This window comes from Microbulbifer variabilis ATCC 700307 (genome assembly GCF_000380565.1).
Classification (GTDB): Bacteria; Pseudomonadota; Gammaproteobacteria; order Pseudomonadales; family Cellvibrionaceae; genus Microbulbifer; species Microbulbifer variabilis.
On record NZ_AQYJ01000025.1, the window covers coordinates 311,518 to 328,313 of the forward strand.

16 protein-coding genes are annotated in these 16,796 nt (G+C 49.1%); 5 read left to right on the forward strand and 11 right to left on the reverse strand.

What is annotated here, in order from left to right; all coding sequences use genetic code 11:
* Nucleotides 1-124 precede the first annotated feature (124 nt).
* From G367_RS0110160 to G367_RS0110175, 4 genes are all read left to right on the forward strand, one after another.
* Nucleotides 125-3,034 (forward strand): insulinase family protein, encoded by a 2,910-nt coding sequence (locus tag G367_RS0110160; protein ID WP_020413021.1) that lies wholly within the window; start codon nucleotides 125-127, stop codon nucleotides 3,032-3,034.
* A 119-nt stretch (nucleotides 3,035-3,153) separates the two neighbouring features.
* Nucleotides 3,154-3,897 (forward strand): carboxy-S-adenosyl-L-methionine synthase CmoA, encoded by a 744-nt coding sequence (cmoA, locus tag G367_RS0110165; RefSeq protein WP_020413022.1) that lies wholly within the window; start codon nucleotides 3,154-3,156, stop codon nucleotides 3,895-3,897.
* 6 nt (nucleotides 3,898-3,903) lie between these two features.
* Nucleotides 3,904-4,881, forward strand: a complete 978-nt coding sequence (gene cmoB, locus G367_RS0110170) for a tRNA 5-methoxyuridine(34)/uridine 5-oxyacetic acid(34) synthase CmoB (protein ID WP_020413023.1) — start codon at nucleotides 3,904-3,906, stop codon at nucleotides 4,879-4,881.
* A gap of 187 nt (nucleotides 4,882-5,068) precedes the next feature.
* The gene (locus G367_RS0110175; protein ID WP_020413024.1) at nucleotides 5,069-6,454 is read left to right on the forward strand and encodes an L-serine ammonia-lyase; all 1,386 of its coding nucleotides are present in this window, start codon (nucleotides 5,069-5,071) and stop codon (nucleotides 6,452-6,454) included.
* A gap of 121 nt (nucleotides 6,455-6,575) precedes the next feature.
* On the opposite strand, the gene G367_RS0110180 is transcribed toward G367_RS0110175, so the two are convergent.
* Nucleotides 6,576-7,475, reverse strand: coding sequence for an NAD(P)/FAD-dependent oxidoreductase (locus G367_RS0110180; RefSeq protein ID WP_020413025.1), 900 nt, complete (start codon nucleotides 7,473-7,475; stop codon nucleotides 6,576-6,578).
* A 116-nt stretch (nucleotides 7,476-7,591) separates the two neighbouring features.
* Between G367_RS0110180 and G367_RS0110185 the strand changes: the two genes are divergently transcribed.
* Nucleotides 7,592-8,005 carry an Rrf2 family transcriptional regulator gene (locus G367_RS0110185; protein ID WP_020413026.1) on the forward strand — a complete coding sequence of 138 codons (414 nt, stop codon included), beginning with the start codon at nucleotides 7,592-7,594 and terminating at the stop codon, nucleotides 8,003-8,005.
* Nucleotides 8,006-8,307: 302 nt separating this feature from the next.
* Here G367_RS0110185 and G367_RS23560 read toward each other — a convergent pair whose 3' ends face one another.
* From G367_RS23560 to G367_RS0110240, 10 genes are all read right to left on the reverse strand, one after another.
* The gene (locus G367_RS23560; RefSeq protein ID WP_020413027.1) at nucleotides 8,308-9,231 is read right to left on the reverse strand and encodes a DMT family transporter; all 924 of its coding nucleotides are present in this window, start codon (nucleotides 9,229-9,231) and stop codon (nucleotides 8,308-8,310) included.
* Between the two features lie 173 nt (nucleotides 9,232-9,404).
* Nucleotides 9,405-9,608, reverse strand: coding sequence for a Sec-independent protein translocase family protein (locus tag G367_RS0110195; protein ID WP_020413028.1), 204 nt, complete (start codon nucleotides 9,606-9,608; stop codon nucleotides 9,405-9,407).
* Between the two features lie 276 nt (nucleotides 9,609-9,884).
* Nucleotides 9,885-10,538 carry a hypothetical protein gene (locus tag G367_RS25085; protein WP_020413030.1) on the reverse strand — a complete coding sequence of 218 codons (654 nt, stop codon included), beginning with the start codon at nucleotides 10,536-10,538 and terminating at the stop codon, nucleotides 9,885-9,887.
* 175 nt (nucleotides 10,539-10,713) lie between these two features.
* Entirely contained in the window at nucleotides 10,714-11,085 is a 372-nt protein-coding gene (locus G367_RS0110210; protein ID WP_020413031.1) for a hypothetical protein, read from the reverse strand.
* A gap of 456 nt (nucleotides 11,086-11,541) precedes the next feature.
* A complete protein-coding gene (locus G367_RS0110215) occupies nucleotides 11,542-12,000 on the reverse strand; it encodes a hypothetical protein (RefSeq protein WP_020413032.1) in 459 nt (152 codons plus the stop codon).
* Between the two features lie 218 nt (nucleotides 12,001-12,218).
* A complete protein-coding gene (locus tag G367_RS0110220) occupies nucleotides 12,219-12,689 on the reverse strand; it encodes a DUF3592 domain-containing protein (RefSeq protein WP_020413033.1) in 471 nt (156 codons plus the stop codon).
* A gap of 148 nt (nucleotides 12,690-12,837) precedes the next feature.
* Nucleotides 12,838-13,170 (reverse strand): hypothetical protein, encoded by a 333-nt coding sequence (locus tag G367_RS0110225; protein ID WP_020413034.1) that lies wholly within the window; start codon nucleotides 13,168-13,170, stop codon nucleotides 12,838-12,840.
* 682 nt (nucleotides 13,171-13,852) lie between these two features.
* A complete protein-coding gene (locus G367_RS0110230) occupies nucleotides 13,853-14,317 on the reverse strand; it encodes a DUF2489 domain-containing protein (RefSeq protein ID WP_020413035.1) in 465 nt (154 codons plus the stop codon).
* Entirely contained in the window at nucleotides 14,317-15,246 is a 930-nt protein-coding gene (locus G367_RS0110235; protein ID WP_020413036.1) for an AEC family transporter, read from the reverse strand. Before G367_RS0110235 ends, G367_RS0110230 begins: the two co-directional genes overlap by 1 nt.
* 6 nt (nucleotides 15,247-15,252) lie before the next feature.
* Nucleotides 15,253-16,629 (reverse strand): DNA recombination protein RmuC, encoded by a 1,377-nt coding sequence (locus G367_RS0110240; protein ID WP_020413037.1) that lies wholly within the window; start codon nucleotides 16,627-16,629, stop codon nucleotides 15,253-15,255.
* Nucleotides 16,630-16,796: the final 167 nt, after the last annotated feature.

Here is a 16,796-nt window from a genome sequence, read left to right on the forward strand (position 1 = left end):
TCTTCGCCTTGCTGGCATCCTTGTCAACACTGTCTTTCCGGTGTGTGCAAGCGGTAGAATAGCGCCCTTTCGCCAGCGACAGAGGCTGGCTAGAAAATTTCCTATAACTCCAGGGAGCTGTCTTTTGAGCAACTCACATCCTGCATTCAAACTGGTTACCAGCGCAGAAATCGATTCTCTCGGCGTGCGAGTCGAGGAATACCGCCACAATACTACCGGTGCACAGCACTTACATATCGCCGCAGACAACCCGGAAAATGTTTTCCTGGTCGCCTTGCGCACTGTGCCGGAAGACTCCACCGGTGTGGCACATATCCTTGAGCACACCGCATTGTGCGGCAGTGACAAGTACCCGGTGCGGGACCCGTTCTTTATGATGATCCGGCGTTCGCTCAACACGTTTATGAACGCCTTTACCAGTTCCGACTGGACCGCCTACCCCTTTGCCAGCCAGAACCGCAAGGATTTTGACAATCTACTGGATGTCTACCTGGATGCTGTATTTTTTGCGCGCCTGGACCCACTGGATTTTGCCCAGGAGGGACATCGCCTGGAGTTTGCCGAGGCAGATAATCCCAAAAGTGAACTTGTTTACAAGGGCGTAGTGTTTAATGAAATGAAAGGCGCCATGAGCTCTGTCAGTTCACAGCTGTGGCATACGCTGAGTAAATACCTGTTCCCTACTTCCACTTACCACTATAACTCCGGTGGTGAACCTACTGATATTCCCAAGCTCAGTTACGAGCAGCTGGTGGCCTTTTACCGCAGCCATTATCACCCGAGCAATGCCATCTTTATGACCTTTGGCGATATTCCCGCCGCAGAGCACCAGGCAGCGTTCGAAGAAAAGGCCCTGCACAAGTTCGACCAGCTGGAAAAAACGATTGCCGTTGGGCGCGAGGACCGTTACCAGGCGCCGCTCAAAGTTGAGGAGCACTATCCGCTGAACGGAGAGGCACTGCAGGGTAAAACCCATATTGTCCTGAGCTGGCTGCTGGGTGACGTCACCGACTTGGAAGAAGCCCTTACTGCTCATCTACTTGCAGGAGTGCTACTGGACAATAGCGCCTCCCCACTGATGAAGCTGCTGGAAACTACCGACCTGGGTACTTCCCCATCCCCGCTTGTAGGCCTGGACGATTCCCAACGCGAGCTGGTCTTTGTCTGCGGTATTGAAGGCAGCGAGCGCGACAGCGCCGACGAACTGGAAAAGCAAGTACTGGCAGTGCTGCAGGAAGTTGCGGAAAAAGGGATTCCCTACGAACAGGTTGCCGCCAGCCTGCACCAACTGGAGCTGCAACAGCGCGAGATTGGTGGCGACGGCTACCCCTACGGCCTGCAGCTAATCCTCACGGCCCTCACTGGCGCCACCCACCGCGGCGACCCCATCGGCCTGTTAAACATTGATGCCACTTTGGAAAAACTGCGCGAGCAGATTAAAGATCCCAGGTTTATCGCCGACAAAACCCGCGAACTGCTGCTGGATAATCAACACCGTGTGCGTCTGGTAATGAGCCCTGACGACCAACTGGCTGAACGCCGGGAGCAGGCGGAAAAAGACCGGCTGGCGCAGATCAAATCCCGCCTCAATGAAAAAGACAGGGAGCAAATTGTCGAAACCGCCAAGGCCCTGGCCGACCGGCAAAATCGTGAAGACGACGCCTCTATTCTGCCAAAAGTCGGCATCGAGGATATTCCGGCGGAACTGCCAGATGTAGAGGGAGAAAAAACCTCTCTCGGCAACCAGACATTAACCCGCTACAGCGCCGGCACCAATGGCCTGGTCTACCAACAGATGGTCAGCGCACTGCCGGAGTTCACTGAAGAAGAAAAACAGTTACTGCCTTACTACTGCCAAGTACTGAGTGAAGTTGGCCTGGGAGACAAGGACTATCTGGAAGTACAACAGTGGCAGACACGCGTAGCCGGAGCCTTACATGGTTTCACCAGCAGCCGCACTGCCATTGATAACCTCGATCATCTTTCCGGCCACTTTATCCTGTCCGGCAAGGCGTTATCGCGCAACCAGGAGGAACTGACTGAACTGATGCAGGCCACTATGGAGCAGGTCCGCTTCGACGAGCATGCCCGCATCAAGGAATTATTACTACAGACCCTGGCCCGCCGCGAGCAGGGCGTAGTTGGTAATGGTCATGCCCTGGCAATGGCCGCAGCGAGTGCCGGCTTTAACCGCGCCGCCTGGGAAAGTCATGCCACAGGCGGCCTGCTGGGCCTGCGCGACTTAAAAGCACTGGTCGCCAACCTGGACAAAGAGGAAGGCCTGCAGAAACTTACCGCGCAGTTCCAGGCTATTCACCAAAAGATCCTGGCTGCACCACGTCAATTCCTGCTGGTAGGTGAAGAAGATAAAATTGACAGCTTCAGCCAAGCGCTGTCGCCGCTCACTTCCAACCCCAGTACCACCGCGGCAAATCCGGAAGCACCTTTCGAACAAAAGCGGGTTGAGGAACTTTGGATTGCCAACAGCCAGGTGAATTTCTGTGCCAAGGCCTACCCAACTGTGCCCATGTCACACCCGGACGCGGCACCACTGTCTGTTCTGAGTGGCTTCCTCCGCAATGGCTTCCTGCACCGCACCATCCGCGAACAGGGCGGCGCCTACGGCGGCGGCGCGGCACACGACAGCAATATTGGAGTGTTTCGCTTTTATTCCTATCGCGATCCACGTATGGGAGAAACTCTGCAAGACTTCGATGCCTCTCTACAGTGGCTGGCTGAAGAAAAACACAAGGAAGAACAGGTTGAAGAAGCCGTTCTCGGTGTCGTCGGCGGACTGGACAAGCCAGGCTCCCCCGCCGGCGAAGCCAAGAAGAACTTCCACTCGGGCCTTTACGGTCGAACCCACGCAGTACGCCAGCAATTCCGCAAACAGGTAACAGAAGTGACCCTGCAGGATCTTCAGCGAGTGGGCGCCACTTATCTGGACCAGAGCAAGGCGAGTACCGCTGTAGTGACAGGTCCCCAAGGCCAGGCTGCCGCAGCAAACCTCAACTTGCAGGAAGAAAAACTCTGACAGAGTCCTGTGCTCTATCCCCGGTAAAGTTATTGCCGGGGATAGATCCCGCAGCCGACGCGCATCCGGCAGGCCCCAAGCCTGCCTGTTAATCGCAGTAACCCTTCAGCGAAATTCAGATGAGTAAACACGACAATATTTACGCGAGTCCTCTGGGCCAGGTAGCCGGTTTTGAGTTCGATCGCCAGGTAGTGCAAGTATTTCCCGATATGATTAAGCGCTCGGTTCCGGGCTATACCACCATCGTCGCCATGATCGGCACCTTGGCTGAGCGCTATGCCCAGGCAGGCAGCCGCTGTTACGATCTCGGCAGCTCTTTATGCGCCGCAACCTTAGCCATGCGTCACCGCATCCCCGCAGCAGATTGCGAAATTATTGCCGTAGATAACTCCAAAGCCATGACAGATCAGGCGCGCACCGTGCTCGAAGCCGATAGCGGCGAAATACCTGTACAGCTTATCTGCGACAACCTGCAAAACGTCACTATTGAAAACGCATCTGTAGTCGTACTCAATTTCACCTTGCAGTTTATACCGGTGGAAGAGCGCGAGGAGATCCTAAGAAAAATTCACGATGGTCTACGCCCCGGCGGCATCCTGATTATTTCAGAAAAAGTGGACTTCGCCGATAAAGCCCATAATGAATTAATGATTGAACTGCATCATTCCTTCAAGGCTGCCAACGGTTACAGTGCATTGGAAATTGCCCAAAAGCGCTCAGCCCTGGAAAATGTGCTGATCCCCGAAACCCTGGATACCCATCGCAAGCGGCTAAAGAACGTCGGCTTTACCAGTGTTGATGTATGGTTCCAGTGTTTTAATTTCGCCTCACTCATTGCCATTAAAGGCAGCCCCGAAAAGTAAGTACCCGTGATCGACTACTCCCAACTCTACCAAGGCCTGCAACATATCCCTGATCTGCGCTCCTGGCTCGCGCAGCTACCCGATCAGGTGGCCGAAAACCTGAGCCCCCATCGCTGGGGTGACCTGCCCGACTGGCGCGCAGCCATGGAAGCCTTACCGGATATCAAACCCTCAAATATAGAGCTTGCGCAAAGCGTTCGCATTGGCAGCGCCAGTGATGCAAGCTCTGAACAACTGCAGTTGCTGGAACAGGAACTGAGAAAACTACACCCCTGGCGCAAGGGCCCATGGGAAATTTTTGGCCTGCCTATTGATACCGAGTGGCGCTCAGATTGGAAATGGGATCGCGTATTACCCCACCTGGCCCCTATGGAAAATAGATTGGTACTGGATGTGGGATGCGGCAATGGCTACCACTGCTGGCGCTCTTATGGTGCTGGCGCCCGGCGTGTGATCGGCATAGATCCATCGGCAAAATTTGTTGCCCAGTTTTATGCCCTGAAAAAATACCTCGGCAAAGAAAAACCGGTAGACCTGTTGCCCCTGGGTATTGAAGCCCTGCCATCCAATTTACGAGCCTTCGATACCACTTTCTCTATGGGCGTGCTCTATCACCGCCGCTCACCCATGGACCACCTGCGCGAGCTCCGGGAAACCTTGCGCCCCGGAGGCCAGTTAGTTTTGGAAACTCTGGTGATCGATGGTGGCCTGGGGGATTGCCTAGTGCCGGAGGGCCGCTATGCAAAAATGCGCAATGTTTGGTTTTTCCCCAGTTGCGCCACCCTGGAAAGCTGGTTGTGCAAATGCGGATTCCGCAATCCAAGAACAGTGGACCTAAATGTCACCAACCAGGAGGAACAGCGCCGCACTGACTGGATGCATTTTGAATCGCTGGAGGATTTCCTGGACCCACAATCACCAGATAAAACCATCGAAGGTCACCCCGCGCCCAAACGTGCCGTTCTGGTCGCGGAAGCGCCGTAGCTTCTCTTACGCTACGAATCAGGAAGATCATAAATTCCGCAAAATCCGTAACAAATAGAATTTTGTACGGAATGCTGGCTGCCACCTTGATTGTTGCGCCTTGTAAGGCAAAGTGCGCCCCCAATTGGTGCAACTATATCCTTAAGGGAGGGCTGTGAAAGTAGACAGCCCAGCGCAGAGAAAATTTATGAGCATTAGTGTTTTTGAACTCTTCAAAATTGGTGTCGGCCCTTCCAGTTCCCACACTGTGGGCCCTATGGTCGCCGCCCGCCAGTTTGTGCAGGATCTGCGCTCTCGCTCCCAGCTAGCCAACACTGATCGTGTACAGGTGCACCTGTATGGCTCCCTGGCGCTAACCGGTGTGGGCCATGGTACTGATATGGCCGTACTGATGGGCCTTCTGGGGCAGGCTCCAGATACGATTGATGTGGATAGCATCGAAGACAAGATGGCTGCGATACAAAGTGATCGCACCCTTGTGCTAAACAATGACCACAATATCGAATTCGTTCGCGAACGTGACCTGGTCTTCCATATGGAAGAGTTCCTGCCGCAACACTCAAACGGGATGACCTGCCAGGCATATTCCGGATCTGAACTACTGTTCGAGCGCAGCTATTTTTCCATTGGCGGTGGCTTTGTACTGTCCGAGGAAGACTTTGCTCACAAAGAAGAGATAGCCACCCTGCTTCCCTATGATTTCAGCAATGCTGAGCAATTAATGGAAACCTGCGAGCAGCACGGCTGGACCATTGCCGAACTGGCAATGGAAAACGAGAAAGCCTTTCGCAGTGAGCAGGAAGTAAAAGATCGCCTGTGGAATATCTGGAAAGTCATGGACGCTTCTATCAAGCGAGGCTGCCACCAGGACGGAATCCTACCCGGAGGCCTGAATGTACGCCGCCGTGCAGCCGAACTCTATCGTGAATTGAATAAGCAGAGCCCGGAAGAACGCAACCACGGCCTCGCTATCCTCGATTGGGTCAGCCTGTTCGCCCTGGCCGTAAACGAAGAGAATGCTGCACGCGGACGTATCGTGACCGCCCCCACTAACGGAGCTGCCGGTGTTATTCCCGCGGTAATTGCCTATTACGTAGAGTTCGTACACAACCCGGATATTCACGGAGAGCTGAAAGACCAGGTAGTAAAATTCCTGCTCACCGCTGGCGCCATTGGCATGCTATTTAAAAAGAATGCTTCTATTTCCGCTGCTGAAGTCGGCTGCCAGGGAGAGATCGGCGTAGCCTGCTCCATGGCATCTGCAGGGCTGGCAGCAGTAGAAGGCGGTACTAATCAGCAAATTGAAAACGCCGCCGAGATCGGTATGGAGCACAACTTAGGGCTCACCTGCGACCCTATTGGCGGACTGGTACAAGTACCCTGTATTGAGCGCAATACCATGGGTGCAGTAAAAGCCATCAATGGTGCACGCCTGGCTCTGCGCGGTGATGGTGCCCATATAGTTCCACTCGACAGTGTGATTGAAACCATGCGCCAGACCGGTATCGATATGCAAAGCAAATACAAGGAAACCTCTCTCGGAGGGCTCGCTGTAAACGCGGTTAACTGCTGAGTTTTTAAGGCCGGGGCAAGTAACTGCCTCGGCCACAACACAACTCCCCCTACATCAGCTCTTAGCCCATTGCTCCCACCTAGAAACAAGGGATTTTGATAACTCTCGCACGGTGCATTTGCTACTTGTTAAATATCAGTGAACGATGTGCAGCGACACCAGCCATAGTACCGGACGCGATCGCAAATGTTCCGCTCTGCATTGGGTTGGACAGGTCCCCCGCAACAAACACCCCATTAACAGAACTTTCTTTAAAAGCATCAACTTTCACAATACTGCCAACTAGAGAGTCTTCCAGTGCTAAATCCAGCATTCTTATAAGCGGCGAAGCCAGCATAACCTTTGGAGAAACATAAAGACCCTCTAGAGGTATTTCCCTCCCATCAGCTAACAAGACAGCTTGCAACTGCCCTTTTGCTCCCAGCAAATTGGTAATCGGTGTCTCCTCTAGTACTACACCTCGATCAATCAAGTGCCCCAGTACTTCTCCCTCTGGGTTGAATTGCCCCTGAGTAAAAAGGGTTGTCGCCCCCCAATCTGGAATCATTGCCGCCTGATGAAAAGACAATTCACTGGTCGCAAACACACCCAAGGGGCGATCACTTAGCTCATAACCATGGCAATAGGGGCAGTGGATAACGCTTTTACCCCAGAACTCTTTTACACCTGGAAGATCTGGCAACTGGTCTGTGATACCACTGGCAAGAATCAGTTTCTTTGCGCGGTAAACGGCATCACTCTCTGCCGCTACCTCAAACCCGCCTCGCAATTTCTCAACACCTACAGCCGCATCCTCAACCAGCTGAAAACCGGGATAGAGCGCAAGCTGGGATAGTGCGGTAGCCCGAATCTCGGCAGGGCTTTTTCCATCCAAACCAAATACACCGTGAGACGCACGAGCAAAGCGATTGCGTGGTTGGTTTGTATCCAACACCACTACTTTACGCCGCCCACGAACAAGCTGCATCGCGGCAGACAAACCTGCAAAACTACCGCCAACAATCAAAACATCGATATCCATGGTCACCTCCCAATCATCATGTAACTTTAATTGTTACACAATATTTTTAGAAATGGCAACACACGTAACACCAAATGTTTCATGATATACTACGAGTTCAATGACTAAGGTGAACTATGCGAAAGGACAGTCGGCTTTCCCGGGTGCTACATGTACTCATCCATCTTGAAATGGCTGATCAGCCAGTCACATCAGATAAAATGGCTGAAATGCTTTCCACCAATCCAGTAGTGGTTAGGCGTACCATGGCTCTGTTACGCGATCGGGGATATGTACGGTCGAGCAAGGGGCATAACGGAGGTTGGTCACTGGCCAAGCCCCTAGATGAAATCACACTATTGGATATCCATAAGGCTCTGGGTGAAGCATCGGTTTTCACTATTGGGCTAACTGACGAGCATACCAACTGCCCCATTGAGCATGCGGTAAACGCCTCCTTAAAAGACGTTATGAATGAAGCTGAGAAACTGATGCTGAAGCGTTTCGGAGAAATCACTTTGGATTTACTAGGAGCGGAATTTAAGACCTGAACTTTTCCATACTGCGCGCTATTTCTTCTTGGCCCAAGATCGAATTCGCCATAATGATCGAACGCCCAATTCCTGAGCCGCCGAAACAGATCTGGATGCGCAGGGTTAGTGCATCCAGATCCTCAATTACATTATTTACGATACAAATTTAACGGCCGACTTCTTCACCCCGTAGGCCACCTTCCCGCTCTTTTCCTAACAGCAAAAGGTCCGAATTTACGGATGCTATTTTTGAGTACCTGCTTATTCAGAAGCTGCGAGCGATTTCCTGCTCCCAAACAGAAGCCACTACAGTGCAGAGACTAATTCACAGATTTAGACTCACGCTGGATACCCCGCCACCTCCTTTTGAACGCAACCGATAGAGAGCCACTCAATGAGCGACCTGCGTCCGAAGCATAGAACCCTGCTCCCAATACTACGGCAGCACCAAGTAGCGTGAGTCCATCGGGTAGATCACCAAAGATAATAAAACCAATCACGATGGCCCAAAACAACAAGGCATAGCTGAAGGGCTGTAAAACTGTTGCGGGCGCATAGGAAAGGGCCTTGATGAGCAAATAGTGACCCATTGCACCCAGTAGTCCATTCAACATCAATAATTGCCAACCTGTTGAGGTCGGTTCTACCCAGTAAAAGGGTGCTAATCCACCGAAGACAATCAGACCAATGAAAGCCGTATAGAAGGCCGTTGTACTGGAGCTATCGAACTGCGCGACACGGCGTGAAAGAATTTGATATGCAGCCCACAGAATTGCCCCAGCTATCGGTATCAAAGTGTGCCAACTCATTACTCCCAATCCAGGCCGAATGATAATCAGAGCACCTATAAAGCCTATAGCAACACCCACCCAACTCCTCGTATCTATCTCTTCACCCAGGTACCATCCCGCCATCAATATTGCAAACAGCGGTGCCGTTGCAGCGATTGCATGGACATCAGCTAACGGCATCATACTGAATGCAAAGATAAATACTGTCACCTCGATCAAAAGCACAAGAGATCGAAGTATTTGGGTACCGAGAATCTTACTTCGAACTTGTTTGAGCTTGCCTGTTAATCCAGCCGTGACGATCACGATGAAAAAAAACATCGCAAAGCGGACTGCCATAATTTGAACAATGGGATAGGTTTGGACGAGTAGCTTACCGGTTGCATCCATACCGGCTAAACAAAGCATCGCCGTAATGCTCAAAAGTATTCCGCGACCACTTTTTACATTCAATTTTTTAGTTCCTGAAGATAGAGCCCGGCCAACCCTGGGTCCTGGTAAAACCATTATGATCAGGTAAGGAACACCTTATGCAATCTGGCTTCCCAACCTGCATTCAGGGGGTGAAAGAAGAATAAATACAATAGAGATTTAACCAACTTCGCTGAGAATAACGCTCAACGTTATTAAGAAGCCTCTTCCACTGGCCACTTGACGAATGCAAGCACCCACACCAAGACTATATTGACAACAGGAACTATAAGTAACAAGCCCCACCATCTGGAAAAGCCAGCCTTCTTAGCTACAGAGCCAAAGATTAGCAGCGGGCCGAGAAGGATTACAAAAATGATGATGAGTTGCCAAAGACTAATTCCGCCAACGCCCATCATTGTACCTCCTCAGTTTTGGTGCTGACACTCCACCTAGATGCAGCCAAAACAGCACCAGCTACCAGAAACCCTAAAACTGGTATGAACAACGTAAGACTATAAATTGGATTCAGTCCAGCACGCTTAAATATTCGCCACACTGGGTATAAGAGAAACAAGGCCACAACTAACGCTTCCACCACAAAGCTACCCATGAACTCTCCTTTTGATGAAGCCCAATCCCAAGATCAGTAGAGCACTAAACTAATGGCATTATGAGTCAACAGTACTCTCTGGTTAGGCGGGCAAGTCTATGCGCGGTATCGCCCAACGCACAACCCCCGCAACCCAAATAAATCCAATAAGACCTCCAAGATAAACATTCATAGTTCCACCTGGGGCTATAAAGCCACTGTATCCGAATACAGTGATAGTTTCGATTGCCTGCTCAAGAAAGAAAATAACACTGAGCGACTTTAGCCAGCGTGGGACCTCAACAGATGTGCCAGGCCCTATAGCTAAAAACGCTACCGCCATCGCTGTTGTTGACCCATTCACCAGAGGCCCCCAATAAGAAGATATGCCGAAGATTGTGCGAGCAACTGCTGGCTCCAGCCCTTCTGGATGAAGTGCTAACCCCGCCCATAGCCAAGCTTGAACCTGGGCTGTGATGGCAAATCCAAGCACGCCTGCAAGAAAAATATACCGACTCGGTTTCGGTAACAATGTAGAAATCTGCCCACCAAAGATGGCGAGGCCAAGTGAGAAAAAAGCCGCTGTCCAAGCATAAAACCGGGCGCTCAGTTCGTTAATTGAAAACCAATGAACAATCTGCTCGCCACTTGAATCGATAGTTGGATACGAACTGCCTAGTGCGACAAAACCGGCCACATAAAATGCAGCAGTCATCAGAATATTTATTAATAAAATTCGTGATGGTTTTATGCTCATACGAGGCAAACCTTTATGAAGCTTTCAGCACCACTTAATGTAGACCTAGGTGGTTGGTATTTCACATCTCTATCTGAACTTGCCAGGGTATCCCGATATTAGAAATACTAAGCAAACAGCTGTAGCTAAGCACAAGAAACTCTCCCTCGGGGAAGGACAACTACAGCTTAAAATATCAAGATTCTCCGGGAAGATGAATCTCTTTCAAGCTTAAGCCACAAGGTTCGCAGGTAGCGACATAGCTAAACTTAAAGTTAACAAACTTTCCAAAGAATACGTATACTTTATGCCCAATACGGTAATACCAGTACCCAACTACTAATAGGCTTGGCAGCCCAATAAAGACTATTTGAGTCATACCTTCAAAAGCAAATACTTCCTCTAAGAAATATTCAGGATATAGGGTTATAATGCATAAGTATGTCATGAAGCCTATAGGGGCCATTAAAGCGACAGACAAAAAAATAAAACCGATTGGATCTTCACCTGCAACCCAAAGCTTGATCTTAGACTTTCCTCTTTTTCCACATCTATCACAAATATACATTCTCAGTAGTTACCTATAATATAGCCTAATAGAAGATGCACCCTAAACTGGGGTTGTCACCTTCCAAATTTTTACGCACCCAAAGATTACATCTTTCACCATTTTAAAGGGTCCATGATATCTTCTAGAAATGCTTATCTTTGGCCATTCTGCCGTCGAGCAAGCCAAAGTCTACGAAAACAAGAAAAATGTGCGACTCCTCATCTCACTTTAATACTTCAATGCCTCAATGCTTGGATGAAATGTAGCCATGAAGAGGAGCCCCTAAGCGGAGACACTAGTCGAATTACCAGGAGACTTAACTCTAATGATTATATTGTAACTGCTCAGTAGTCAGGTACTTGATCATGAAGTAAATATTAAGCGTTTTCTCTTAAGTTAAGCTCAGCAGTCATGGCAAGCTAAATTAATAAAGTCCGGTGAAGACTGCTAGCTAGGACATACTACAACCCTTTATCAGCATGTCGCATGGGCCTGCAAATCCTCATTATATTTTTCAATTCGTCTGGATGCAGCAGCTATCCCATTTTCGTACCTATTGATATCCCCCTTCTGCTCACCCCACTCTTTCAAATTAGCTATACGCTGCTCCTCGCGATCAATCAGCGCTGTAATTGCTGCTACCTTTGCAGTTTTCAACTGTTCTTCGATACTTTTATTTATAATTTCTATTTGTTTAGACTGTTGATCAAGAGCAGTTAAAGTATACTTTTCAAACTGATCATTTTGCTTCTGTTGCAACACCATAGAATAAATTGCTAAGGCCAGAGCAAAGCTGGAAAACAGAGATGAGATGGCACCAAAACTTTCTCCAAAGTTACTCGCCTGATCCAGGCTCTCAAAACCATAAAATGCAATAATTCCTGAAATAACCCACAATACGATCGATATGAATATCAAAATTCCCAGCCTCATACTCCCTCCCTAGATTAATGCTAAAGCTAAAAGCAATACTATGCATTCAATGCATTGGATTATTAAGCCAACCGCTTATCCTTCTATGCGTTTAATTAATGTATAAACTCCACTCAGGCTTAAACCATTCATGACGAAAACGATATTCATAAAACTTCAAATAGAGAAGCTTTTCCTCTACAGCATCATATTACACCATTTATACTAACAATACGTTACTAGCGTGTCACTGCCGCAGTCACCAACCATCCATAGCCGAATACAGCCAAACTATAAATAACTAAAAGTACTGGAATCACAACTGCAGACAACTTACTGAACCGTTCCATTTCTATAAATGCATTTTTTGGGGAGCTGGGCATTACACGCACCGCCACGCTTCCCCCCTCTTTATATCGACTCAGTAGATCATGCTCGATATTGTTATTTTTAAACAATTGGGGGGACCTGAGTAATGGAGTATCTGAACTATACTTGACGCCCATGTACTCATACTCAAACTCGATTTGTGCCTCGTATACCCTTTGCCCCTCCGCATTCGTAAAATTTTTTAATTTTGAGGTTTTTATTTTTGCATCAACTACAGGGAGAGAATTCCATTTTTTCTTTACTCTTTGATAAACAAAGGTTTGACTAAACCCCAAACTTACGATTATCACAAGTCCAATATACTTCAAAATTCCAAACATCGTATTTTCTCACTAGATAACTTAATCCCCGTTAAAGAGGCTATCGATACTACCCATTTATCATGCAAACTGAGAGCACAGAAATCAAACAAAGCGTAAGGTGTTCTGCCCGGAGCTGCACTATCTATCTTTATTATGTCAATTTACTTTATGGAGCCGCCCTATAAATACCAGGCCCATTGATTAATACGCCATTAGATAACATGTATACAAAAACCACCACAGATAAAACTACTACAGCCCAATGAAATATGACAGCTAAACTTATATATTTTGAAAAATAGCTCATACTATTTTCTGAGCCCGCCACTGCAGCAGCAAATGGCAAGAGTACAATTACTGCAAGCCCTGCCAGGAAAAAATAAGAGAGGTATTCCTCATAGTAGTAGGAAAACCATGACTCATAAAATGCCGAAAACGTAAGAAAATATGCAGCAACCGCAAAAAAGAACGAGACAAAGTATATTAATAATTTCTTCAATTTAGACACCAAAACTTTTAACGTATGCGCAAAGCTTCAAAGGAAAGTCAATCAGCTTATTTAAGTGTGCTAACGACTTGACGTAGCATCAAGTTTCTTACTTTCTTGTTTAGAGCATTTTGTTGCTACTTAAGGATAAGCCCTGTTAACAAGTTCACATTCAGGCCAATATGACGGACGCTCCGATAGCGATCAAAAACGCGATCCAGTACCAAGCTCCAGCCCCCTCAAGATGATCAAGCAGCTTGAATACACCTAACGCGGTGACAAATGAAATTACGGTGCCAATGAGTACATTCAAATGGAAACCACCAAAAATAAAGTTCAACGAAAGTACACCGGCACCCCAAAAATTGCCGAATAAAGCTAATTTGATGAACGTGCGAAGTATGTCAGCACAGCGATAAGCAGGACTACTTTTAAAATCACTTACTAATTCTCACTGAATACTGCCAGTAGAGTCAGTAAATTTTGATTGCATTTTGCGCAAAAATGGGATCAATAAGTTCCGCGCAAATGCAGTATGCATAAAAAATAAATTTTAAGGCGGGTTAGCACCTACAAAGTAATCTTTGCAAAAAGCTAGAAATAAAAGAATTAAACTCTCCAAACAACGGGCAGATTACTACCCGTTGACTAACAAATAAAGAGCTATCCCAGCCAATCATCTGGCTACCCAACTTCAAAAAGTACGGCCAAGGATACGTTTAGCGGCATCTATCGCAAAGTCTTTATAATCTGCCTCTATTTGTGCCATTTCTAACTCATATTGAAATTGCTCTTTACGCGGCAATGCCTTCCAGTCTTTTAGAATTGGGATATGACTGGTTTTCTCTGCGATAGTATAAAAAGCAACAAACTCTTCACGTACTTTGTCTTCCACCTGAAGCGCATCCAATAGAACGCGAATACGAATCGAAGCTTCGGTAAGCCCTACTCCATCATCCAACAGGGTGCGGGCAATAATCTGGATGCTGTCGTTTACTCTTTCGCGCTGATCTTCGGCAGCTTGCTCTAATTCCGCCAGTTGTTCGGCCTGTTTCTTTTGCGCTACTGATAGTTTGCGCAGATAGTAGCCAGCCACAATAGCGAGAGCAAAAATGATTACTGCTGCAAGAATAAGCAACCAGGTTGGGAAAACGGTCATTAAAAGTACACCTTAAGCAATGCCAGCCCGATACTGGCAGTAACAACAGAAAGCAATGTGCTGAGCCCCACAATATTGGCCGTAAGCTGGCTGTTCCCACCCATAGCATGGGCCATTACAAAGGCCGAGATCGCACAGGGAGCACCCGTCATCAGGATCAGGTATCCCAAGTATTCAGGGCTCATGCCCAATGCCAAACCAATCAGCAGGCAGACAATCGGAGCAACAACCAGTTTAAGTAATGAGGCCGCCAGCGCCGTGGGGGAACTGCGCATCAGTGTTCGCATTTTCATGCTGGCACCAATACAGATAAGTCCCAGTGGCAGGCCCACAGATGCAAGATACTGAATGGTATCGTGCAGTACTTCCGGCAGCCTTACAGCCAATAAACGGCACACAATGGCTGCAATGACACCGAGGATTAGAGGGTTCTTGACCAGCTCCCACAGCATCATCCGCCAGCCAAATTTTCTGTCCTTATTGTAAAGCACGAAAAGAGCGACGGCGATAACATTAAACTGAATCGTGAGTGCCGCGACCAACCCTGCGGAATTGGAAACACCCTCGCTTCCGTAGGCTTTTTCGATCCAGGCAAGGCCGACAATCGCCACATTTCCACGAAAAGCCCCCTGGATAAAAGCGCTGCGATCCATTGGCGATACCGGCCGCGCCAGCAACCATGCCAAAGGGAGCATCACAAAAGTGCCGAGAACCCCTGCTACAAGCAGGTCTATTTCTTGCGCGGGGTTGGCATCCGAGGAATAGATATTAATAAAAAGCAGTGCTGGTAATGCCACGTGGAAAACAAGCCTGGAGGCATCATCAATAAAGCTGTCTCGTACTATCCCTTTATACTTGAGCAGGTATCCGCCAATAATCATCAGGAAAATCGGCCCTGTGACTGATAGCGCGAATACAAGATTTTCCATAAAAAATTATTCTTCCGTGGCGGCTTCCTCAGCCTGTGGCAGTCCCTTTACCTCAGGCTGATCCGCTCGTTCCCTTAAATCCGCAGAGATCTGCTTACGGGTTTTAGCACCCAGCTTACGCAGACTATCAATCCGCTTCACCGCGTTGCCACGGCCTGTCGCCAGTCGTTTGTAGGTCTGCTGGTAAGCGTCATCTGCCTGACGCAGGCGATCACCAAGAACATCCAGTGACTCCAGCACCATAGCAAACTGATCGTGCAGCTTGCCGGCCTCGTCGGCGATTTTTTCCGCGTTCTTGTTTTGTTTCTCGTAGCGCCAGATATTCTCGACTGTGCGCAGAGTCGCCATCAGGCTGGTAGGGCTTACCAGGACAATTTGCTTCTCATAAGCAAAACGGAACAAATCCGGGTCCGCCTGCATAGCCAACATATACGCAGCCTCAATGGGCACGAAAATAAAGACGAAATCCAGGGTGCGCACACCCTCCAGCTGTTCGTAGGCCTTCTTGTTAAGGCCGGTGATATGGGCGCGCAGGGAATTCACATGCTGTTTCAGGGCTTGGGTGCGCTCCTCATCGGTTTCCGCCGAGCTATAGCGCTCGTAGTCCACCAGGGAGACCTTGGAATCGATAATCAGGTCTTTGTTTTCCGGCAGGCGCACAATCACATCTGGCTGGCGCCTGCGGCCATCGCTCGTCAGGGTTACCTGGGTTTCGTACTCGCGCCCCTTCTGCAGGCCGGATTCCTCCAGCAAACGCTCCAGCACCACTTCACCCCAGTTACCCTGAATCTTGCGGTCACCTTTTAGGGCCGAAGTCAGGTTCAGGGCCTCATCACTGATGCGCTGGGTTTGCTCGCGCAACGCTTTAATCTGCCCCAGCAGGCTGTTGCGCTCAGCATTTTCGCGATCGTAGACATGCTCTACTCGCTTGCGGAAATCCCCCAACTGGCGCTCAAGCGGATCGAGACTTTTGCGCAGGCTGTCTTCACTGCGGCGCACGAAGCTCTGCTGCTTCTCTTCAAAAATCCGGTTGGCCAGATTCTCGAACTGCTCACCCATGGCAATACGCATTTGCTCCATCAGCTTGCGCTGCTCCGCCAGGGCCGCCTCCCCTTTTTCTACCAGCACCTGACTACGCGTGAGCTGCTGCAACTTGTCCGCCAGCTCGGTACGCAGGGATTCCACCTCAACCCCAAGCTGGGATTCCCGCTCGCGGCTGCTATCGATCCGCGCCTGAGCCACCTGTAAAGCGGCTTGGCTCTGCAATAAAGCGCGGCGGCTACTGGCTCGCGCCAACCAAAACACCAAGCCCAACAGAAACAAGATGGCAACAGCCGCCATCACCGCATGATCGGCATTCAATTGCAGCGGGAACGCTGGCATAGAGTGGTACTCCCAGACCCGGAAAGAGATGGATAAATCAGGATTTTGCCAGGGGCCTATCCCCAATGGCTTGCCTAGATAGAGGCGAAACCACCATTCTACCAGTTTGACTATGGAAAGTGCGTCCGCCAGAGGATGCTATTGCTCCCTGATACCTGCAATGGGAA